General features: G+C 69.0%; 17 protein-coding genes and 3 pseudogenes. 5 read left to right on the top strand and 15 right to left on the bottom strand.

The window, feature by feature from the left end:
- Positions 1 to 37 precede the first annotated feature (37 nt).
- The 3 genes and pseudogenes from G6N20_RS03385 to G6N20_RS03375 all read right to left on the bottom strand — a co-directional run bounded on the left by G6N20_RS03385 (position 38) and on the right by G6N20_RS03375 (position 4087).
- Positions 38 to 1048, bottom strand: a complete 1011-nt coding sequence (locus G6N20_RS03385; RefSeq protein ID WP_083046790.1) for a 3-isopropylmalate dehydrogenase — start codon at positions 1046 to 1048, stop codon at positions 38 to 40.
- A gap of 14 nt (positions 1049 to 1062) precedes the next feature.
- A complete protein-coding gene (gene serA, locus G6N20_RS03380) occupies positions 1063 to 2649 on the bottom strand; it encodes a phosphoglycerate dehydrogenase (RefSeq protein ID WP_083046834.1) in 1587 nt (528 codons plus the stop codon).
- A 98-nt stretch (positions 2650 to 2747) separates the two neighbouring features.
- Positions 2748 to 4087: pseudogene (locus G6N20_RS03375) on the bottom strand (HNH endonuclease signature motif containing protein).
- 392 nt (positions 4088 to 4479) lie between these two features.
- Here G6N20_RS03375 and G6N20_RS03370 point away from each other — a divergent pair.
- Positions 4480 to 4593, top strand: a pseudogene (locus tag G6N20_RS03370) (ABC transporter permease); the annotation flags it as partial.
- A 293-nt stretch (positions 4594 to 4886) separates the two neighbouring features.
- Here G6N20_RS03370 and ilvC read toward each other — a convergent pair.
- From ilvC to G6N20_RS03355, 3 genes are read right to left on the bottom strand one after another with little or no spacing between them, the layout of a single operon-like run.
- Complete coding sequence (gene ilvC / locus G6N20_RS03365) at positions 4887 to 5888, bottom strand: ketol-acid reductoisomerase (protein ID WP_083052044.1); 1002 nt, start codon at positions 5886 to 5888, stop codon at positions 4887 to 4889.
- A gap of 31 nt (positions 5889 to 5919) precedes the next feature.
- A complete protein-coding gene (ilvN, locus tag G6N20_RS03360; RefSeq protein WP_083052041.1) occupies positions 5920 to 6426 on the bottom strand; it encodes an acetolactate synthase small subunit in 507 nt (168 codons plus the stop codon).
- On the bottom strand, positions 6426 to 8282 hold the full coding sequence (locus G6N20_RS03355) for an acetolactate synthase large subunit (RefSeq protein ID WP_083052038.1): 1857 nt from the start codon (positions 8280 to 8282) through the stop codon (positions 6426 to 6428). Before G6N20_RS03355 ends, ilvN begins: the two co-directional genes overlap by 1 nt.
- A 316-nt stretch (positions 8283 to 8598) precedes the next feature.
- Here G6N20_RS03355 and G6N20_RS03350 point away from each other — a divergent pair, with 316 nt between their 5' ends.
- Complete coding sequence (locus G6N20_RS03350; protein ID WP_083052050.1) at positions 8599 to 8937, top strand: PH domain-containing protein; 339 nt, start codon at positions 8599 to 8601, stop codon at positions 8935 to 8937.
- 450 nt (positions 8938 to 9387) lie between these two features.
- Here G6N20_RS03350 and G6N20_RS03340 read toward each other — a convergent pair whose 3' ends face one another.
- Positions 9388 to 10230, bottom strand: a complete 843-nt coding sequence (locus G6N20_RS03340) for a DoxX family protein (RefSeq protein ID WP_083052035.1) — start codon at positions 10228 to 10230, stop codon at positions 9388 to 9390.
- Positions 10231 to 10462: 232 nt separating this feature from the next.
- Here G6N20_RS03340 and G6N20_RS03335 point away from each other — a divergent pair, with 232 nt between their 5' ends.
- The gene (locus G6N20_RS03335; protein WP_083052032.1) at positions 10463 to 11584 is read left to right on the top strand and encodes a PQQ-dependent sugar dehydrogenase; all 1122 of its coding nucleotides are present in this window, start codon (positions 10463 to 10465) and stop codon (positions 11582 to 11584) included.
- Between the two features lie 127 nt (positions 11585 to 11711).
- Here the strand turns inward: G6N20_RS03335 and G6N20_RS03330 are convergent, their stop codons facing one another.
- The 5 genes from G6N20_RS03330 to gatC are packed head-to-tail and all read right to left on the bottom strand — an operon-like array spanning position 11712 to position 16739.
- Positions 11712 to 12311 carry a flavin reductase family protein gene (locus tag G6N20_RS03330; RefSeq protein WP_083052029.1) on the bottom strand — a complete coding sequence of 200 codons (600 nt, stop codon included), beginning with the start codon at positions 12309 to 12311 and terminating at the stop codon, positions 11712 to 11714.
- A gap of 49 nt (positions 12312 to 12360) precedes the next feature.
- Complete coding sequence (gene gatB / locus G6N20_RS03325) at positions 12361 to 13881, bottom strand: Asp-tRNA(Asn)/Glu-tRNA(Gln) amidotransferase subunit GatB (protein ID WP_083052026.1); 1521 nt, start codon at positions 13879 to 13881, stop codon at positions 12361 to 12363.
- A gap of 29 nt (positions 13882 to 13910) precedes the next feature.
- Positions 13911 to 14942 carry an ATP-dependent 6-phosphofructokinase gene (locus tag G6N20_RS03320; protein ID WP_083052023.1) on the bottom strand — a complete coding sequence of 344 codons (1032 nt, stop codon included), beginning with the start codon at positions 14940 to 14942 and terminating at the stop codon, positions 13911 to 13913.
- Between the two features lie 19 nt (positions 14943 to 14961).
- Positions 14962 to 16443 (bottom strand): Asp-tRNA(Asn)/Glu-tRNA(Gln) amidotransferase subunit GatA, encoded by a 1482-nt coding sequence (gatA, locus tag G6N20_RS03315; protein WP_083052020.1) that lies wholly within the window; start codon positions 16441 to 16443, stop codon positions 14962 to 14964.
- A complete protein-coding gene (gatC, locus tag G6N20_RS03310) occupies positions 16440 to 16739 on the bottom strand; it encodes an Asp-tRNA(Asn)/Glu-tRNA(Gln) amidotransferase subunit GatC (RefSeq protein ID WP_083052018.1) in 300 nt (99 codons plus the stop codon). The genes gatA and gatC overlap by 4 nt, the downstream gene beginning before the upstream one ends.
- An 84-nt stretch (positions 16740 to 16823) precedes the next feature.
- Here gatC and G6N20_RS03305 point away from each other — a divergent pair, with 84 nt between their 5' ends.
- Complete coding sequence (locus G6N20_RS03305) at positions 16824 to 17480, top strand: ACT domain-containing protein (RefSeq protein WP_142272205.1); 657 nt, start codon at positions 16824 to 16826, stop codon at positions 17478 to 17480.
- Between the two features lie 7 nt (positions 17481 to 17487).
- Here the strand turns inward: G6N20_RS03305 and G6N20_RS03300 are convergent, their stop codons facing one another.
- A complete protein-coding gene (locus tag G6N20_RS03300) occupies positions 17488 to 17916 on the bottom strand; it encodes a tautomerase family protein (RefSeq protein ID WP_083052016.1) in 429 nt (142 codons plus the stop codon).
- Positions 17917 to 17922: 6 nt separating this feature from the next.
- Entirely contained in the window at positions 17923 to 20013 is a 2091-nt protein-coding gene (gene ligA / locus G6N20_RS03295) for an NAD-dependent DNA ligase LigA (protein WP_083052014.1), read from the bottom strand.
- A 159-nt stretch (positions 20014 to 20172) separates the two neighbouring features.
- Between ligA and G6N20_RS03290 the strand changes: the two are divergent.
- Positions 20173 to 20792, top strand: a pseudogene (locus G6N20_RS03290) (PE family protein); the annotation flags it as partial.
- An 8-nt stretch (positions 20793 to 20800) separates the two neighbouring features.
- Here the strand turns inward: G6N20_RS03290 and G6N20_RS03285 are convergent.
- Complete coding sequence (locus G6N20_RS03285; protein ID WP_083051756.1) at positions 20801 to 21814, bottom strand: uroporphyrinogen decarboxylase/cobalamine-independent methonine synthase family protein; 1014 nt, start codon at positions 21812 to 21814, stop codon at positions 20801 to 20803.
- Between the last annotated feature and the right edge of the window lie 70 nt (positions 21815 to 21884).

Here is a 21884-nt window from a genome sequence, read left to right as displayed (position 1 = left end):
CTGGTGCCGGTCCGCCTGCTGCCGCCGGGCCTGGAAACTAGAGCGCGGCGACTATCCGTTCGCCGACATCGCTGGTGGCAAGCCGTTCGCGTCCGCGAGTTGCCAGGTGGGCCTCGACGGCCCGGTCCACCCGGGCAGCGGCGTCGTGCTCGCCAAGGTGGGACAGCAACAGCGCCACCGACATGATCGCCGCGGTCGGATCGGCGATACCCTGGCCGGCGATGTCTGGCGCGCTGCCATGCACCGGCTCGAACATCGACGGATTGGTCCGGGTGGCGTCGATATTCCCGCTGGCCGCCAGGCCGATGCCGCCGCATACCGCCGCGGCCAGGTCGGTGATGATGTCACCGAACAGGTTGTCGGTGACGATCACGTCGAACCGACCCGGGTCGGTGACCATGTGGATGGTGGCCGCGTCGACGTGCTGATAGGCCACCTCGACGTCGGGGTAGCGTTCGCCGATCTGCTGCACGGTTCGCGACCACAGTCCGCCGGCGAAGGTCAGCACGTTCGTCTTGTGCACCAGCGTCAGGTGTTTGCGACGCTGCCGGGCCCGTCCGAACGCGTCGGCGACCACGCGCCGCACCCCGAACGCGGTGTTGAGACTGACCTCGGTGGCCACCTCGTTGGGCGTGCCGACGCGAATCGCCCCGCCGGTTCCGGTGTAGGGTCCCTCGGTGCCCTCGCGCACCACCACGAAATCGATCTCGCGGTTACCGGAGAGCGGACTGGCCACCCCCGGATACAGCCGGGCCGGCCGCAGGTTGATGTGGTGATCCAGCTCGAACCGCAGCCGCAGCAACAGCCCTCGCTCCAGCACGCCGCTGGGGACCGACGGGTCACCGATCGCCCCCAGCAGGATGGCGTCGTGCTCGCGCAGCTCGGCCACCACCGAGTCCGGGAGCACTTCGCCGGTGGCCTGAAAGCGCCGCGCACCCAGGTCATAACTGGTCTTCTGAACACCCGGCAGGACCGCGTCGAGGACTTTGACCGCCTCGGCGGTTACCTCGGGCCCGATCCCGTCGCCGGCGATGATCGCGAGTTTCATCGGCGTGGAGGGGCTCACGACAGATCAACAACCTCGAGCTTGTAGGCGTCCACCGCCGCCGCGATCGCCGACCGCACGTCGCCGGGAACGTCTTGGTCCAGCCGCAGCAGAATCGTGGCGCCCGGACCTTCGGCATCTTCGGAGAGCTGCGCGGCCTGGATGTTCACCCCGGCCGCACCCAGCAACGTGCCGATCTTGCCCAACGCTCCTGGCCGGTCGACATAGTGGATGACCAGGTTGATCCCTTGGGCACGCAGGTCAAAGTGGCGGCCGTTGATCTGCACGATCTTCTGCGACAGTTGCGGGCCGTACAGCGTGCCGGAGACGTTGACCACCGAGCCGTCCGGAGCAACCGCACGAACGTCGACGACGCTGCGATGGTTCGGACTTTCCGAGGCCTTAGAGATTTCGGCGGTGACCCCACGCTCGGCCGCCAGCGCCGGCGCATTGACGAACGTCACCGCGTCCTCGATCACCGCCGAAAACAGACCGCGCAACGCCGAGAGCTTCAGCACTTCAACCTCTTCGGTGGCCAGCTCGCCGCGAACCTGCACCGATAACGACACGGGCAGTTCATCCGACAACACACCTGCCAGCACGCCGAGCTTGCGCACCAGATCCAACCAGGGCGCCACTTCCTCGCTGACCACGCCGCCGCCGACGTTGACCGCGTCGGGAACGAACTCTCCGGCCAAGGCCAATCGAACGCTCTCGGCGACGTCGGTGCCGGCCCGATCCTGGGCTTCCGCGGTCGATGCCCCCAGATGCGGTGTGACGACCACCTGCGGAAGCTCGAACAGCGGGCTGTCGGTGCACGGTTCGGTGGCGAACACGTCAAGCCCGGCCGCACGGACGTGGCCGCTGATGATCGCCTCGGCCAGCGCCGCCTCGTCCACCAGGCCGCCGCGCGCGGCGTTGACGATGATGACGCCGGGCTTGGTCTTCGCCAGGGCCTCCTTGTCGATCAGTCCCGCGGTCTCGGGCGTCTTCGGCAGGTGCACCGAGATGAAGTCGGAGCGGGCCAGCAGCTCGTCCAGGGACACCAGCTCGATGCCCAGCTGTGCGGCACGGGCCGGCGAAACGTACGGGTCATAGGCGACGACGTGGGCGCCGAACGCGGCGATCCGCTGGGCGACCAGTTGGCCGATCCGGCCCAGGCCCACCACGCCGACGGTTTTGCCGAAAATCTCGGTGCCGGAGAACGACGAACGCTTCCAGGTGTGCTCGCGCAGCGAAGCATCGGCCGCCGGGATCTGCCGCGACGCGGCCAGCAGCAGCGCCAGGGCATGCTCCGCGGCGCTGTGGATGTTCGATGTGGGGGCATTGACCACCAGCACGCCGCGGGCGGTGGCGGCTTCCACGTCGACGTTGTCCAGCCCGACGCCGGCGCGCGCGACGATCTTCAGCTTGGGCGCGGCGGCCAGCACCTCGGCGTCCACGGTGGTGGCCGACCGCACCAGCAGCGCGTCGGCTTCGCCCACGGCGGCCAGCAGCTTCTCCCGGTCAGGACCGTCTACCCAGCGCACCTCGACCTGATCTCCCAGGGCGGCAACGGTGGATTGGGCGAGTTTGTCGGCGATCAACACAACAGGCAAGTTCACGCCGCCAGCGTAGCGGTGATCGCCAGCGCGGCGGAGCTGGGCGCTGGGGTGCGCCCCGGGCTCGCCGTCGGCGTAATCGGTGCCCGCGCGGGTGTGCATCAAAACGGCGGGGGTTCGTCCTCGCGGGCGAGGCGCTCGGCGAGGAGGAAGTTCTTGCGGGCGATGCGGGCGGCGTTGCGTTTGCGCTCACCGGCGATGCGAGCGGCCCGGTCCTGGGCGCGGGTGCGGGTGCGGGTGGGCATCATCAGCCCACGCTGCGCGCCCGGCGCGCGGGTGGGCTCGGGGATGACCAACCGCCCGGTCGGCGTGCCCAGCGCCGGGAAGAACAACGCCCCGGCGGGTGTGGTGGTATAGGTGTGGCCGGTGGGCGCGGTGACAATGACGGTGCCGTCGGGCAATTGGCGATCCGCCCAGCCGCCCGCCCCGGCGTAGAAGGTTTTCAGCAGGTGATGCGCCGGGCAGTAAAGCTTGAGGTTCGACGGGTGGGTGGGCCCCACCGGGTACGCGATGGTGTGGTCGATCTGGCAGGCCGCGGCGGGTTGATCACAACCCGGAAACCGGCAGGTGAGATCGCGCCAGCGGATGAACTCGGCCAGCGCGGCCGAGGGCCGATACCCCGGCTCGGCCACCGGCGCCGGGATGCGCAGCGGCTTGCACTTGGCGCTCCCGGCCAGCTCGCGCAGCAGCGGCGCGGGCACCGCACCCAACCCGGGCAGATACCCCGGCGCCGTCGACGCACCGTCCACGGTGGCCTGCTCGGCCAGCACATGGATCACCACCTGGGCAAGGGGCGCCTGCTCGGCGCCCGCGGCCGGGCAGTGCTCGGCCCCGCACCCACAGACCAGCCGCGACTGCCCGCCGGCCAGCGCCAGCAGCGCATCGGCACGGCGGTGCGCGGCGGTGCGCGGATCATCGCGACACACCGTGGCCGCCAGCTGATCGAGCCGGCGATCCAGGGCCGCACCCTCGGTGATCTCCAGCTGACCCCAGATCCCAGCCATCCCCGCACCGGTGGGCCCGATGTCCACATAGCGGTCCTCGCGCGGCGCACGCGGCTCCCGCACCCCTGCGGGATCGAACTTCTCCACCACATGTCGATGCGCTCGGTGAGCTTGGGCCCCGACATGCGCATCCAGCTGGGCGCGTGCCTAGCGAACGCCGCATCCAGCTTGCCGATCGCCTCGTCGTCAACGATGTCGCTGCGCGCCACCAGGGCGGCCATCATCCGAAAATCAATCGCCCCAGCACCAAACACCTCGGCCACCGTGGGCAACCGCTCCCGCAACGCGATGGCATAACGCAGCTGGGCCCCGGCGCGGCCCCGGCTGATCCTCAGCGCCGCCGAGATCTCGGCCACCACGTTGGCATGCCCATCGATGGCCCAATTGCTGCGCTCGGCATCATCTTCGGGGGCGCGACGGACATAAAGCTCACCCATCCAGGCCAACCGGCGCGCCGCCGCGCCGTTCTCCGCACGCGCGGCCGCCCCCAGCGCATCGACCACCGCGGCATCATCCAGCCCGGCGGCATCATCGAGGCCAATGCCGTCCTCGACCGGGCCCGGCCCCGCCACCTGCGACGACCCCTCCTGATCGAACATAGTTTCGATTCTAGCGGGAACCGCTGACACCTCGCGCACGTTATCCACAGCCCCCGCACCCAAGCATGGCCGACGCCACTGTTCCGGGTGCACCCGAAAAGCCCATCGCGCCGCCGCCGCGGCGCGGGCGTGCCGCGGGCCCGACGTGCTGCGACCGCCGGTGTGGCCGCCGGCACCGCGGTGCCCCGACCACACGAGGAAGCCCACGCTGCGCGCGTCCGGCCATTGACGCGCGTCTTTGTCTCGGCCAGTCCGCACGCGAAGCGTTCTTGCCGCACCAACGATCCGCCTTGCGCACTGCGCCGACACCCGCGACCGACTCCACGAAAGTCGTTGGGCTGATCCCGCACCGACTCATCGCGCATGAGTTCGCCACTCGATCGCCGCCAACCGCCGCTGTGCCATGTGACCGTCGTCAGTCGCTATCCAGGGCCTCCGTGCCCAGGAAAATGGAAGCCCTGAGCCAGGTGTACTTCCACCTGAGTGCCACGGGTTTGGTGACGAGCACCCCGTAATAGGCCGTCCCCCTCGTTGGTTTCCTGTTCGACCTTCCCGGCTTTGCCGGGTGCGACCCGCACCGCTGCGGCACTGGCCGCACCGATGCCGGTCGGCGGCCCCGGTGTTCATGGACGAATAGCTAGATGGTCTCGGTGATCGGCCGGTCGACCCAGCTCATCAGGTCGCGCAGCTTCTTGCCGACGACCTCGATGGGATGCTCGGCGTTTTGCCGGCGCAACTCTTCGAGCTGTTTGTTACCGCCCTCGACATCGGCGACCAGCTTCTTGACGAAGGTGCCGTCCTGGATCTCCCGCAGAATCGCGCGCATCCGCTCCTTGGTGCCGGCATCGATGACTCGTGGACCCGACAGGTAGCCGCCGAACTCCGCGGTGTCCGACACCGAGTAGTACATCCGCGAAATGCCGCCCTCGTACATCAGGTCGACGATCAGCTTGAGCTCGTGCAGCACCTCGAAGTACGCCATCTCCGGCGGATAGCCCGCCTCGACCATCACGTCGAAGGCGGCCTTGACCAATTCCTCGGTGCCGCCGCACAATACGGCCTGCTCCCCAAACAGGTCGGTTTCGGTTTCGTCCTTGAAGGTGGTCTTGATGACGCCGGCGCGGGTGCCGCCGATGGCCCGGGCGTAGGACAGCGCCAGCGCCAAGCCGTCACCAAACGGATCTTGAGCCACCGCCACCAGACACGGCACGCCCTTGCCGTCGACGAACTGCCGGCGCACCAGGTGCCCAGGCCCCTTCGGGGCGACCATCGCGACGGTGACCTCGGCCGGCGGCTTGATCAGGTCATAGTGGATGTTGAGCCCGTGACCGAAAAACAACGCATCACCGGATTCGAGGTGGGGCTCGATGTCGTTGGTGAAGATGTCGGCCTGTGCGGTGTCGGGGGCCAGCAGCATGATCACGTCCGCCCACTCGGCCACGTTGGCGGGCGTGTCGACGGGCAGGCCCTGCTCCTCGACCTTGGCCCGCGACTGAGAGCCCTCCTTCAGCCCGACGCGCACCGGAACGCCGGAGTCGCGCAGGCTCAGCGAATGCGCATGCCCCTGGCTGCCGTAGCCGATCACGGCGACCTTGCGGCCCTGGATCTTCGACAGGTCTGCGTCGTCGTCGTAGTACATCTCTAATGCCACTGTTGCGTTTCTCCTTGTCTTACTTGGCCGTGCCGATGCCGCGTGGGCCGCGGGACAATGACACCATGCCCGATTGGGCGATCTCGCGGATGCCGAACGGCTCCAGCACGCGCAGCAGGGCTTCCAGCTTGCCGCGGTTGCCGGTGGCCTCAACGGTCAGCGATTCCGGGGATACGTCGATCACGTTGGCGCGGAACAGATTAACCGCTTCGATCACCTGGCTGCGGGTGCCGGCGTCGGCGCGCACCTTGATCAGCGCCAATTCCCGGGCGACCGAGTGTTCGTCGTCCTGCTCGACGATCTTGATGACGTTGATCAGCTTGTTGAGCTGCTTGGTGATCTGCTCGAGCGGGGTGTCCTCGGCGGAGACCACGATCGTCATCCGCGACATGTTCTTGCACTCGGTGGCGCCAACCGCCAACGATTCGATGTTGAATCCCCGCCGCGAAAACAGCGCCGCCACTCGGGCCAGCACACCGGGCTTGTCTTCGACCAGCACCGACAGGGTGTGCGTCTTTGGGCTCATCAGGCGTGCCCTTCGGTGATGTCGTCGAACAGCGGGCGAATGCCGCGGGCGGCCTGGATCTCGTCATTGCTGGTCCCGGCGGCCACCATGGGCCACACTTGCGCGTCGGCGCCGACGATGAAGTCGATCACCACCGGGCAGTCGTTGATCGCCCGCGCCTGGTTGATGACGTCGACGACGTCCTCTGCACGTTCGCACCGCAACCCGACACACCCCAGAGCCTCGGCCAGTTTCACGAAGTCGGGGATGCGGTGCGAGTGGGTGGCCAGGTCGGTCTGCGAGTACCGCTCCTGGTAGAACAGGCTCTGCCACTGGCGCACCATGCCCAGGTTGCCGTTGTTGATCAGCGCCACCTTGATCGGTATGCCCTCGACCGCGCAAGTGGCCAGCTCCTGGTTGGTCATCTGGAAGCAGCCGTCGCCGTCGATCGCCCAGACCTCGGTGCCGGGAAGGGCGATCTTGGCGCCCATGGCCGCCGGGACGGCAAACCCCATGGTGCCCAGCCCGCCGGAGTTCAGCCAGGTGCGCGGCTTCTCGTATTTGATGAACTGCGCCGCCCACATCTGGTGCTGGCCGACACCGGCGACGTAGATAGCGTCCGGACCGGCGATCTGCCCCAGCCGCTCGATCACGTACTCGGGGCTCAGGCTGCCGTCGCTCTGCGGCCCGTAGCTCAGCGGATAGGTGTTTCGCACGCCAGCCAGATAGGCCCACCAGGCGGTCATGTCGATGGTGCCGGGAATCTCGTAGTGGCGCAGCATCGCGACGAGGTCGGTGATGACGGCCTTGACGTCGCCCACGATCGGCACGTCGGCGTGCCGGTTCTTGCCGATCTCGGCCGGGTCGATGTCGGCGTGGATGACCTTGGCCTCGGGAGCGAACGAATCGAGTTTTCCGGTGACCCGGTCGTCGAAGCGGGTGCCCAGCGCGATCAGCAGGTCGCTGCGCTGCAGCGCGGCCACCGCGGCCACCGTGCCGTGCATGCCCGGCATGCCTAGGTTCTGCCGATGGCTGTCCGGAAACGCCCCGCGGGCCATCAGCGTGGTGACCACCGGGATGCCGGTCAGCTCGGCCAATTCCTTGAGCTCCTCGGTCGCCTCGCCGCGGATGACCCCGCCGCCAACGTACAGCACCGGCTTGCGCGCGGCCGCGATCAGCCTGGCGGCCTCCCGGACCTGCCGACTGTGCGGCTTGGTGTTCGGCTTGTAGCCCGGTAGATCCATCCGTGGCGGCCAGCTGAACGTGCACTGGCCCTGCAGCACGTCCTTGGGGATATCCACCAGCACCGCACCCGGGCGGCCCGTGGCCGCGATGTGGAAGGCCTCGGCCAGAACCCGCGGAATGTCGTCACCGGAACGGACCAGAAAATTGTGCTTGGTGATCGGCATGGTGATGCCGGAGATGTCGGCCTCCTGGAAGGCGTCGGTGCCGATCAGCCCGCGCCCCACCTGCCCGGTGATGGCAACCACCGGTATGGAATCCATCTGCGCGTCGGCCAGCGGGGTTACCAGGTTGGTCGCCCCGGGGCCCGAGGTGGCCATGCACACCCCGACCCGGCCGGTGGCATGGGCGTAGCCGCTGGCGGCGTGACCAGCGCCCTGCTCGTGGCGGACCAGCACGTGGCGCAGCTTTTTCGAGTCGAACAGCGGGTCATACACCGGCAGCACGGCACCGCCCGGAATCCCGAAGATGACATCGACGTCGAGTTCCTCCAGCGACCGGATGACCGCCTGGGCGCCGGTAAGTTGCTGCGGTGCAACACGTTTCGGATGGGTGGTGGGAGGTTTGGCACCGATTGCGTGATGTTGCCGCTCCGGCGCCGATGTCGGTGCGTGTGGCTTGGTAGGTGCGCTCACTGTCCTCTTCGTTCTCTAGTGCGGTGGAAGTCCCGGGAAGTCTCGTCGGTGGGCAAGAAAAAACCCCCGTCAGCTCAGCTGCTGCACGAGGGTCGCGTTGGTGCTCGATCGGGCTAGTCAGGCACCAACGCGCCTACCGATTACTACGAGCATTCCGGGGAGCATTCCGGGCCTTCCGGCGTTGTCCATAGCGTCCGACGGTAGCCTTCGCACAGCTCAGCAGTCAAATCCGGGGCCCGGGCGGCTCGCCCGGTGACATGATGCTCGGGTGGCTACCGAATCGCCGGCACCGCCGGTGGTGATCAAGGTGTCGCCGATGGCGCACTTGGCTGTCGGGTTCTTGACCCTGGGCCTGCTGGTGCCGGTGCTGACCTGGCCGGTGACCGCCCCGCTGCTGATCGTTCCGATCGTGTTGTCCGCGTTGATCGTCCGGCTGCGCACCGTCGCCGACGGGCGGGGAGTGACCGTGCGGACGCTGGTGGGTAGCCAGACGGTGCGCTGGGACGACATCGACGGGCTGCGCTTCCACCGAGGCTCCTGGGCGCGCGCACGGCTGAAGAACGGCGCCGAGCTGCGATTGCCCGCGGTGACCTTCGCGACGCTGCCGCAGCTGACCAAAGCCAGCTCGGGGCGGGTTCCCAACCCCTACCGCTAGTGGCGATCGCAAGCGCGGCGTAGCCGGGCGCTGCGGGTCGCCACCATTGGACCCAGTGGCGATCGCAAGCGCGGCGTAGCCGGGCGCTGCGGGTCGCCACCATTGGACCCAGTGGCGATCGCAAGCGCGGCGTAGCCGGGCGCTGCGGGTCGCCACCATTGGACCCAGTGGCGATCGCAAGCGCGGCGTAGCCGGGCGCTGCGGGTCGCCACCATTGGACCCAGTGGCGATCGCAAGCGCGGCGTAGCCGGGCGCTGCGGGTCGCCACCATTGGACCCAGTGGCGATCGCAAGCGCGGCGTAGCCGGGCGCTGCGGGTCGCCACCATTGGACCCAGTGGCGATCGCAAGCGCGGCGTAGCCGGGCGCTGCGTCGCCACCATTGGACCTAGTGGCGATCGCAAGCGCGGCGTAGCCGGGCGCTGCGGGTCGCCACCATTGGACCCAGTGGTTTAGGCCAGCGGATTAACGCCGTTGAGCAGCACCCACACCGCGATGCCGGCGGCGACGCCGATGAGCAGCGCGACGAATGACCCGATGAAGGGCCGATGGGCCCAGCCCCGGCCGGCGTCCAGCCCGTACCGGCCGGGACCGCTCAAGATGATGGCCACGGCCATGACCACCAGGGTGATCTGGTACTCGTGCCCGTCGGGCATGAAGTAGGTGAAGTGCGCATGCGGCCGCGCTGAGACGGTGGCGAGCAAACCATTGATCAGAAAGGCCAGCGCGCCCGCCGCGGCCAGCGGGGTGAACAGGCCCAGCACCAACAGCACTCCCGCGACGATCTCACCACCGGCACCCACATACGCCAAGACGTCGGCGTGCTGATAGCCGACGTCGGACAGCGAGTGCTGGAATCCGACCACCCCAGAGCCGCCCCACCAGCCGAACAGCTTCTGCAGCCCGTGCGCGATCAGCACCGCGCCCAGCCCGACCCGCAGGATCAGCAGGCCCAGATTCTGCGTGCCGCGCCGACCGGCGGCGCGTACCCGTTCGTCGTCCCCGTCGATATCGATCGCGGCGGGCACAGCCGAGATCTGCCGCCCGGGTTGCTGTGGCTGGACGTAGGGCAACGGCTCCTGCGCGTCGATCGGGTGATACCCCACGACACCGGAGTTGGCCGGGTCGTAGGGCGGAATGATGCTGGTGGTCCCGGTGTTTGCAAAGTCGCCCGAATACCGGGCGGGGGTCAAGTCGTCTTCGGGGTCGACCAGGCTTGCTGAGACGGTGCGTCCCGGAGTTGGCCCGGGGGAATCGTCGGGCCGCTGCCAAGGTGAGTCATTCGAACTGGTCACGCGTGCCAGGGTAAGGGCATTTGGCCCTGAATTGGGGATTTGAGCGGCGCTGTGGCCCGATAAATCCGCATTTTCGTCGGCCACCGGCCCACCATACGGCCGAAATTGCGCCGGATAGCAACCGGATAGCACCACACCGGGGCTTTGCCGCGGTACCTGACACGGGACTCGCCGTCGGGCCCCGCGCGGGGCAGGTGGCGGCGGTGCCCGCAGGGTCCGTAGCCTGTCGGTCATGCGGATACGACGGTCGCTGCGATGCGGGCTCGCCGCGTTGTGTGCGGTCGTGCTGGCGTCGAGCGGCTGCGCACGGTTCAACGACGCCCAGTCACAGCCCTTTACCACCAACCCCGAGCTGCGGCCGCTGCCCAGCTCGACGCCGCCCCCGCCACCGCCCCTGCCGCCGACCCCCTTCCCCAAGGCATGTCCGGCGCCGGGGGTGATGCAGGGCTGCTTGGAGAGCACCAGCGGCCTCATCATGGGCATCGACAGCAAAACGGCATTGGTCGCCGAGCGCACCACCGGCGTCGTCAAGGCGATCTCCATCAGCGCGGAGCCAAAGGTGAAGATGGTCATCCCGGTCGACCCGAGCGGTGACGGCGGTCTGATGGATATCGTCTTGTCGCCCACCTACTCGCAGGACCGGCTGATGTACGCCTACATCAGCACGCCCACCGACAACCGGGTCATCCGCATCGCCGAAGGCGACGTCCCCAAGGACATCCTGACCGGAATCCCCAAGGGCGCCACCGGCAACACCGGAGCGTTGATCTTCACCAGCCCCACCACGCTGGTCGTGCTGACCGGTGATGCGGGTGACCCGGCGTTGGCCGCCGATCCCAGATCGTTAGCCGGCAAGGTGCTACGGATCGAGCAGCCCACCACCATCGGGCAGGCGCCGCCGACGACGGCGCTAACCGGCGTGGGGTCCGGTGGCGGGCTGTGCATCGACCCCATCGACGGCTCGCTGTATGTGGCCGACCGGACTCCCACCGCGGACCGGTTGCAGCGCATCACCAAGAAATCGGAGGTCTCCACGGTGTGGACCTGGCCGGACAAGCCCGGGGTGGCCGGGTGCGCGGCCATGGACGGCACCGTGCTGGTGAACTTGATCAACACCAAGTTGACGGTGGCGGTCCGGCTGGCGCCGTCGACCGGCGCGGTCACCGGTGAACCCGACGTCGTCCGCAAGGACACCCATGCGCACGCCTGGGCGTTGCGGATGTCGCCGGACGGCAACGTCTGGGGCGCCACGGTCAACAAGACCGCCGGTGACGCCGAGAAGCTGGACGACGTGGTGTTCCCGTTGTTCCCGCAGGGCGGCGGCTTCCCGCGCAACAACGACGACAAGACGTAGCGGTCCGGGGCCCGGACGTCGGGCGGGTGCTGGGTTGGGGCCAGGGATGTCATGGCCGCTCGCCGGTGTAGGTGTGACGGCTAGGACGCCGCGTAATTGCGGGTCAGCAGTCGCCGGCTGGTTACGGCTAGGGCACGTCGAGGGTGAACCTTAGGCCGTAACGGCGCGACGCCTCACCCGGTTCATAGAGGGCAACCCGCTGTGGCGGCTCGTGTCCGGGATCGAGGTCGTCGAGATCGGACAGGTACAGCAGTTCTTCGGAGCAGTCGGGAGCCCAGACGGCGACGGGCTCCAGCAGGTAGGCCACGTGATCCCCGACCTGGCTTCGACTCGCCGTCCTGCCGACGAACCACGCGACCGCATCATCGAGAATCGGCATCCCATAGGGACCGGCGCGCCACGCGCAGCGCTCGAATTGGTTAATCTGATCCCCCGCCTGGCGGCCGAACAGTTCGGCCAGAGCGCGCTGGCGCCGCGCCAGCACGTGCACCACCAGGTGATTGGACCGGCTCGCCACCTCGGCGGTGTGGTCTCCTACGGGCATACCGACCATAAAACTTGGCGGCTGCACGCTCGTCTGGGTGGCGAAACTGACCAGACAACCCGCCGGGTGACCATCGGCCTGCGTGGTCACCACGAGCACCGGGTAGTCCAGCATCGCCATCAGATCGTCGAACGATTCCTCGATCACACCACCATCATGAATCGGTACGACGTCTTCTGACAGCCCTTCCGGGCGATCAGTCGGCCAGATCCGGGAGGTGTCGGGGCGCCGGCTAGCCCTGCCCGCAAGCCGCCAGCACGAGTTCGCGCACCCGGGCAGCGTCAGCCTGCCCGCCGGTCGCCTTCATCACCGCGCCCACGATCGCGCCCGCGGCCGCCACCTTGCCTCCGCGAATCTTTTCCGCCACATCGGGATTGGCGGCCAGGGCGTCGTCTACCGCGGCCCGGGTCAACGCATCGTCGCGGACCAGCGCCAAGCCACGTGCGGTCATCACCTGCTCGGGCTCACCCTCACCGGCGAGCACGCCTTCGACAACCTGGCGGGCCAGCTTGTTGGACAGCTTTCCCTCGTCGACCAATGCCACCACCGCGGCAACCTGGGCGGGGGTGATGGGCAACTCGTCGAGTTGCACCCCGGCTTCATTGGCCTTCTGAACCAAGAAGTTCCCCCACCAGGCGCGCGCCTGCTCGGCCGCGGCGCCGTGCTCGACGGTGGCGCTGACCAACTCGACCGCCCCGGCGTTGACGAGGTCTCGCATCACCTCGTCGGAAACACCCCACTCCTGCTGAATTCTCTTGCGGCGCAACCACGGAAGCTCTGGAATCGTCTGCCGCAGTTGCTCGACCAGTTCGCGGCTGGGCGCGACGGGCTCCAGGTCCGGCTCGGGGAAGTACCGGTAGTCCTGGGCGGTCTCCTTCACCCGACCGGGGCTGGTATAGCCGGCCTCGTGAAAGTGCCTGGTTTCCTGGGTGATCCGGCCACCGGCAACCAAAATAGCACCCTGACGCTGCATTTCGTAACGGACGGCGACTTCGACACTTTTCAACGAGTTGACGTTCTTGGTCTCCGTTCGGGTGCCGAATTCGGTTGTTCCGATTGGCCTTAGCGACACGTTGGCATCGCAACGCATCGAGCCCTGGTCCATCCGGACATCGGATACATCCAATGCGCGCAACAGGTCTCGCAAGGCCGTCACATAGGCCCGGGCGATCTGCGGCGCCCGCGCGCCAGCGCCCACGATCGGTTTGGTGACGATCTCGATCAGCGGTACGCCGGCGCGGTTGTAGTCGATCAGCGAGGTCGTTGCGCCGTGGATGCGGCCCGTCTCGCTGCCGATGTGGGTGAGCTTGCCGGTGTCTTCCTCCATGTGCGCCCGCTCGATCTCCACCCGAAAGGTGCTGCCGTCCTCCAGCGGCGCGTCGAGGTATCCGTTGATGGCGATCGGCTCGTCGTACTGCGAGATCTGGTAGTTCTTGGGCATGTCCGGGTAGAAGTAGTTCTTCCGGGCGAAGCGACACCAGGGCACGATCTCACAGTTGAGCGCCAGTCCGATGCGGATCGCCGACTCCACGGCCGCCGCGTTGAGCACCGGCAGCGAACCGGGCAGGCCCAGGCACACCGGGCACACCTGGGTGTTGGGTTCGCCGCCGAATCTGGTGGTGCAACCGCAGAACATCTTGGTCACCGTGGACAGCTCCACGTGCACCTCAAGGCCCAGCACCGGCTCGAAGCGTGCGACGACGTCGTCGTAATCCAGCAGGTCGGTCCCGGAAGCCCGGGCGGCAGCGGTCATGAGCCCGATCCTAGTTCGAGCACCGCAGGTCACCCGAAGAAGGCGGCGGCGTCGTCGTAGCGGCTCTGCGGCACCAGTTTGAGTTGGCGCACCGCGTCGGCCAGCGGCACCCGGCCGATGTCCTGCCCACGCAGCGACACCATCTGGCCGTACTCGCCTGCGTGCGCGGCGTCGGCGGCGTTGACCCCGAACCGGGTGGCCAGCACCCGGTCGTAGGCCGTCGGGGTTCCCCCTCGCTGAACGTGGCCCAGCACGGTGACCCGGACGTCCTTGTTGATGCGCTTTTCCACCTCGGCGCCCAGCTGCGCTGCCACGCCGGTAAAACGCTCATGGCCGAACTCGTCAAGCCCGCCCTCGCGCAACTGCATCGACCCCGGAATCGGCTTGGCGCCCTCGGCCACCACGCAGATGAAGTGCGAGTCGCCACGCTGGAAGCGCCGTTTGACCAGCCGGCACACCTCTTCGACGTCGAAGGGCTGTTCGGGGATCAGCGTCATGTGAGCGCCGGACGCCAGCCCGGCGTTGAGCGCAATCCAGCCGGCGTGCCGGCCCATCACCTCCACCAGCATCACCCGTTGGTGCGATTCGGCGGTGCTGTGCAACCGGTCGATGGCCTCGGTGGCCACCGTCAGCGCGGTGTCGTGGCCGAAAGTCACGTCGGTGCAGTCGATGTCGTTGTCGATGGTCTTGGGCACACCGACCACCGGGACGTTCTCCTCCGACAGCCAGTGCGCGGCGGTCAGCGTGCCCTCACCGCCGATCGGGATGAGCACGTCGATGCCGTTGTCGTCGAGGGTCTGCATGATCTGGTGCAGACCGGCCCGCAGCTTGTCCGGGTGCACCCGGGCGGTGCCCAGCATCGTTCCGCCCTTGGCCAACAGCCGGTCGTTGCGGTCGTCGTTGCGCAGTTGCATGCGCCGGTTCTCCAGCAGCCCGCGCCACCCGTCCTGGAATCCGACCACCGACGAGCCGTACCGGGCGTCGCAGGTTCGCACCACTGCCCGGATGACGGCGTTGAGGCCGGGACAGTCACCACCTCCGGTGAGAATTCCGATCCGCATGCTCTCATCTTGCCTCGCGTTAGATCGGCGACGGCAGCGGGCCGCGGGCGGCCTCGTAAGCCGCGCCCACCCGGTAGAGCCGGTCGTCGGCCAACGCCGGGGCCATGATCTGCAGGCCGACCGGCAACCCGTCGTCCGGGGACAGCCCCGACGGCACCGACATGCCGCAGTGGCCGGCCAGGTTCAGCGGCAGCGTGCACAGGTCGAACAAATACATCGCCAACGGGTCGTCGACCTTCTCGCCCAGCCGGAACGCGGTGGTCGGGGTCGCGGGCGACACCAGCACGTCCACGGTCCGGTAGGCCGCGTCGAGGTCGCGGGCGATCAGCGTGCGCACCTTCTGCGCCTGGTTGTAGTAGGCGTCGTAGTAGCCGGCCGACAACGCGTAGGTGCCGATCATGATGCGCCGCTTGACCTCGGGCCCAAAGCCGGCGGCCCGGGTCAGGGCCATGACTTCCTCGGCGCTGTGGGAGCCGTCATCGCCGACCCGCAGCCCGTAGCGCATGGCGTCGAAGCGCGCCAGGTTGCTCGACACCTCCGACGGCAGGATCAGGTAGTAGGCGGCCAGCGCGTAGTCGAAGTGCGGGCAGTCGACCTCGCTGACCCGCGCGCCCAGCGCGGTCAACCGCTCGACGGCGCCCTCGAACGACGCCAGCACCCCTGGCTGGCAGCCCTCACCACGCAGCTGCTTGACCACGCCGACCCGCACACCGCGCAGATCCCCGGCCGCTCCGGCCCTGGCGGCGCCCACCACGTCGGGCACCTCGGCGTCGATCGACGTGGAGTCGCGCGGGTCGTGCCCGGCGATCACCCGGTGCAGCAGCGCGGTGTCCAGCACGGTGCGCGCGCACGGGCCGCCCTGATCCAGCGACGACGCGCAGGCCACCAGGCCGTAGCGGGACACCGTGCCGTAGGTGGGTTTGACGCCGACGGTCGCGGTCAGCGCCGCCGGTTGACGGATGGAGCCCCCGGTGTCGGATCCGATGGCCAGCGGCGCCTGGAACGCGGCCAACGCCGCCGCGCTGCCGCCACCCGAGCCGCCCGGGACCCGGTCGAGATCCCACGGGTTGCGGGTGGGACCGTAGGCGGAATTCTCCGTCGACGAGCCCATCGCGAACTCGTCCATGTTGGTTTTGCCCAGGATCGGGATCCCGGCCGCGCGCAGCCGCACGGTCAGCGTGGCGTCGTAGGGGGATCGCCAGCCCTGCAGGATCTTGGACCCGCAGGTGGTGGGCATGTCGATGGTGGTGAACACGTCCTTGAGCGCCAGCGGCACCCCGGCCAGGGCCGAGGGCAGGGGCTGGCCGGCGGCCACCGCCGCATCAACGGTGGCCGCCGCCGCCAGCGCCTGGTCGGCCGCCACATGCAAGAAGGCGTGGTACCTCTCGTCGGTGGCCGCGATCTGGTCCAGGCAGGCCTGGGTGATCTCGGTGGACGACAGTTCCCCGTCGGCGATCTTGGCGGCCAGCGTCGCGGCGTCGGACCGGATGATGTCCGTCACTGCTCGTCCCCCAAGATCTGCGGGACCGCGAAGCGGCCGTCGACGGCCTCGGGCGCCTGGTCGAGCGCCTGCCGCTGGGTCAGGGACGGCACGCTCTCGTCCGGGCGGGTGACGTTGACGTCGGTGAGCGGATTGTCGGTGGCCTCCACGCCAGTGACGTCGACGGCCTGGATCTGGCTGACGTGGGTCAGGATGGCGTCGAGTTGGCCGGCGAAGCTGTCCAGCTCGGTCTCGGTCAACGCCAGCCGGGCAAGCCGGGCGAGGTGGGCCACCTCGTCGCGGGAGATCTGGGACACGAGCGAAAAGCCTAACGGGTGGCCGCACCGCCGACGCCGGCCGCCGAAATGCCGTGCGGGCAGCGCTGTGCAACAGTGTTGGCCGTGGCGTCGTATTTGTTGCGCATCGAGCTCGTCGACCGACCGGGCAGCCTGGGGTCGTTGGCGGTCGCGCTCGGTTCGGTGGGCGCCGACATCCTGTCGCTCGACGTGGTCGAGCGCAGCAACGGCTACGCGATCGACGACCTGGTGGTCGAACTGCCCCCAGGCGCGATGCCCGACACCCTGATCACCGCCGCGGAGTCACTGCACGGTGTCCGGGTGGACAGCCTGCGCCCGCACACCGGGCTGCTGGAAGCACACCGCGAGCTGGAACTTCTCGACCATGTGGCCGCGGCCGGCGACAGCGAGTCCAGGCTGCGGGTGTTGGTCAACGAGGCGCCCCGGGTGCTGCGGGTGAGCTGGTGCACGGTGTTGCGCAGTTCGCGGGGACGGCTGCACCGCCTGGCGGGCAGCCCGGGTGCGCCGGAAACCCGAGCGGCCACCGCGCCCTGGCTGCCGATCGAGCGGGCGGTGCCGCTTGACGGGGACGCCGAGTGGGTGCCGAAGGCCTGGCGCGACATGGACACCACCATGGTGGCGGCTCCGTTGGGTGACCCGCACACCGCGGTGGTGTTGGGCCGGCCGGGCCCGGAATTCCGGCCGTCGGAGGTGGCTCGGCTGGGCTACCTGGCCGGCATTGTGGCGACGATGTTGCGCTGAACCGCGGCTACCGGCTGGACAGCAGCTCGCCGAGCACGTGCTGGTTTTTCTCGAGCCAGTCGGCCTCTTCACCGGGTGCCGGCATGATCAGCCCGGCTTCCATCACCGAGGTGGGGTCGAGCTCGTTGAGGCCGATCAGCAGTGAGCGGGGATCCTGGCCGGTGATCGCCACCCAGGATCGCGATAGCTCGGTGAGCAGTCGCGCCCGCGTCTGGCGATCCCGGCCGGCGCGGATGTTCCCACTGATCACCGAACAGGAGTTGGGTTTACCCGCGGTGAAGTACGTCGACGGGTCGTACTCCACGAACACAACGTTGACGAATCCGCGCGGCGCACCCGTGACGGTGCAGTGAATTTCGGTGATCGCTTCGGCCAGCGTGGCGCGGGTTTCGACGCTCAGCGAACCCGCCGGGACAAGGCATTGATATAACGGCATCCCCCACTATGGCACCGCGTCGGCGTCGCCGGTGTCCGGGGGGCCGCCGGCCAACAGTTTTCGAAACCCGTCCTCGTCGAGAATGGGCACCCCCAGCTCCACCGCCTTGTCGTATTTGGAGCCAGGCGAGTCGCCGACCACGACATAGGAGGTCTTCCTCGACACCGACCCGGCGGCCTTGCCGCCGCGGGCCACGATCGCTTCCTTGGCGTCGTCGCGGGAGAAACCCGTCAACGAGCCGGTGACCACGATGGTCAGCCCGGCCAGGGTGCGTGGCACACTCTCGTCACGCTCGTCGGCCATCCGCACCCCGGCCGCCCGCCACTTGGCGACGATCTCGCGGTGCCAGTCGAGGGTGAACCACTCGGCGACCGCGTCGGCAATGGTCGGCCCCACCCCCTCGACGGCGGCCAGCTGCTCGGTGGACGCGGCGGCAATGGCGTCGAGGCTGCCGAACTCGGTGGCCAGGGCCCGTGCCGCGGTCGGGCCGACATGGCGGATCGACAGCGCCACCAGCACCCGCCACAGCGGTGCGGCCTTGGCCTTGTCGAGGTTGGCCAGCAGCCGCCGGCCGTTGGCCGATAATTCGCCGGCCTTGGTGCGGAACAGGTCGGTGCGCAGCAAGTCCTGCTCGGTCAGCGCGAACAGGTCGCCCTCGTCGGCGATCACCTTCGCCTGCAAGAGCGCCACACCCGCCTCGTAGCCCAGCACCTCGATATCCAAGGCGCTGCGGCTGGCGACGTGAAAAACTCGCTCCCGCAGTTGCCCCGGGCAGCCGCGGGCGTTGGGGCAACGGATGTCGACGTCGCCCTCCTTCTCCGGCGCCAACGCGGTACCACACTCCGGGCACGTGGTGGGCATGACGAATTCGCGTTCGGATCCGTCGCGCAGGTCGACCACGGGTCCTAGCACCTCGGGGATCACGTCGCCGGCCTTGCGGATCACCACGGTGTCGCCGATCAGCACGCCCTTGCGCTTGACCTCCGAGGCGTTGTGCAACGTGGCCTGCGCCACCGTCGACCCGGCCACCTTGACCGGTGTCATGAACGCGAACGGTGTGATCCGCCCGGTGCGGCCCACGTTCACCCGGATGTCGAGCAGCTTGGTCTGGGCCTCCTCGGGTGGGTATTTGTAGGCGATGGCCCAGCGCGGGGCCCGCGAGGTGGAACCCAGCCGCCGCTGCAGCGCCACCTCGTCGACCTTGACGACCACGCCGTCGATTTCGTAGCCCACCTCGTGACGGTGCTCGCCCCAGTAGTCGATCCGCTCGCGCACACCGGCCAGGTCGTCCACCAGCGTGGTGTGCTCGGAAACCGGCAGCCCCCAGTCCCGCAGCGCCCGGTAGCCGTCGTGCAGGGTGGCCGGTCGAAAGCCTTCGGTGTGGCCCAGCCCGTGGCAGATCATCCGCAGCCGGCGGCGCGCGGTGACCGCCGGATCTTTCTGGCGCAGCGACCCCGCCGCGCTGTTGCGGGGGTTGGCGAACGGCGCCTTGCCCTCCTCGATCAGGCTGGTGTTGAGCGCCTGGAAGTCGGCCACCCGAAAGAACACCTCGCCGCGGACCTCGAGGACCTCGGGCACCGGGTAGGCGTCGCTGGCGGTGAGCCGCTCGGGGACGTCGGCGATGGTGCGAGCGTTGAGGGTGACATCCTCGCCGGTGCGACCGTCCCCCCGGGTGGAGGCCCGGGTCAGCCGTCCGCCGCGGTAGACCAGGGACAGCGCGACGCCGTCGATCTTGAGCTCACACAGATAGTGGGCGTCGTCGCCGACCTCGGCGTGGACGCGACCGGCCCAGGCGGTGAGTTCGTCGGCGCTGAACGCGTTGTCCAGGCTCAGCATCCGTTCCAGGTGCTCGACGGGCTCGAATTCCGTGGCGAACCCGGCGCCGCCGACCAGCTGGGTGGGCGAGTCGGGGGTGCGCAGCTCCGGATACCGCTCCTCGAGGGCCTCCAGGCGGCGCAGCAGCGTGTCGAACTCCGCGTCGGAGATGGTGGGCGCGTTACGCACGTAGTAGCGGAACTGGTGTTCGCGCACCTCCTCGGCCAGTTCCCGCCACTGCCGCAACACATCCGGCGGTGTGGGTTCTTCAGCCGCGCTCACCCTGGCAGGCTAACCGAGCAGGCTGACACGCGGAGTTGCGGCGTTGACCGTGACAACACTTCGGCCCCATCTCAGTGGCGCATTCGCGCGATTCCGGGATGCCTTGCCGGGCAGCGCGATATCATCGGCCGCGTTAATTACTCGGTGATGGGGTGCGCCATGTCGTTTCTGATCGCGGCTCCCGAAGCACTAGCGGCGGCGGCCACGGACTTGGCCGGATCGGCTCGACGATCAACGCGGCCAGTGTGGCAGCTGCGGCCCAGACGACGAGGGTGGCGGCGGACGCCGCGGACGAGGTTTCGGTGGCCATCGCGGCGCTGTTCGGGGCGCACGCCCGGGCGTATCAGGCGGCCGCGGGGCAGGCGGCGGCCTTTCATGACCAATTCACCCGCGCCCTGGCCGCCGGCGTGGATCGGTATGTGGCCGCCGAGGCCGCCAACGCGACGCTGGAACAACAGCTGCTCAACACCGTGACCACACCCACCCAGGCGCTGTTGGGGCGTCCGCTGATCGGCAACGGCACCGACGGCGCGCCGGGGCAGCCCGGCGGACCCGGCGGGCTGTTGGACGGCAACGGCGGCAACGGCGGGGCCGGCGGGCCCGGGCAGGCCGGCGGGGCCGGCGGCAGCGCCGGGCTGATCGGCAACGGCGGGATGGGCGGGGCCGGCGGGGCCGGCGGTCAGGGCGGGGTCGGCGGAAAGGGGTCTATCCCGGGCGTCACCGGCAACACCGGCGATCAGGGTGCCACCGGGGCGCTCGGCGAGTCCGGGCGTCCGGGCTGACACGGTCAGCCAAAGTCCGGGTCGGCCGCCAACGCCTCGGCGGCCCGCCGGGCAAGTCCGATCGCGGTCCGCGCCCACTGCGGGGTTGCCTCGGCCAGGCCGCATACCGGGGTGATGCCGACGCGATCGGACAGCACCGACCGGCCGAAGCCGAGCCGATCGGTGACCGCCACCACCGCGGCGGCCACCTCTTCCACCGCCGGCCGCCGCTCCGGTTCGGTGGCGGCCACCACGCCCAGCACGAGGGTGCCGCCCGACTCGACGAATGCCGACATGTTGTCCAGGTCCGCCGCCCGCACCGTGCCGGCATTCACCGATATGGCGCTAAACCCGCTGCGCTGCAACAGATTCCACGGCAGTCCCGGCGCGCAGCTGTGCAGCAGCACATCCGCGCCGGCCGCCCGCACGCAGGTCTGCAGCTGTGCACCGGCCACCGCCTCGTCGAGCGGGGCAACCGGGCTCAACGCGGTCACCCCGGTCAGCCGCCCGCCCAGCGCCGCCGGCAGTGACGGTTCGTCGAACTGCACCACCACCGGCGTGTCGAGGCGACGGGCCAGCACCGCTCGGTGGGCGGCGACGCCTTCGGCCAGTGACGCGGCCAGGTCGCGCACCGCGCCCGGGTCGGTGATCGCCCGGTGGCCGTTGGCCAGCTCCAACCCCGCCGCCAGCGTGATCGGCCCGGGAGCCTGCAGCTTGACCGCCCGCCCGCCACCTCGCAGGCCGGCCATCTCCCAGGCCTCTTCCAGGGCGTCGACGTCCTCATCGAGCAAGCTGACCGCCCTGCGCGTCACCGCGCCGGGACGCGCGACGACCCGATAGCCGCGCGGCACCGTGTCGATGGCCACGTCGACCAGCAGCGCGCCGGCTCGCCCCAGCAGGTCGGCGCCCACTCCCCGGGCCGGCAGTTCGACAAGGTGAGCCAACGCGCCCGCCAACTCACCCACAACGACCTCGGCGGCCGGCCGCGCGGCGGTGCCGGGCCAGGACCCGATGCCGCTGGCCGTCGCGAAAACACTCACCCGGCAACCGTATTCGACATCACCACCATCGGCGGTCACCAGGGGTGTGTACTGCCGGACCGCGCGGGTA

Origin of the sequence: Mycobacterium shinjukuense (assembly GCF_010730055.1) — a bacterium.
Lineage (GTDB): Bacteria > Actinomycetota > Actinomycetes > Mycobacteriales > Mycobacteriaceae > Mycobacterium > Mycobacterium shinjukuense.
Note: the sequence above shows the minus strand (reverse complement) of the source record. Positions and strands in the feature narration are given on the sequence as shown.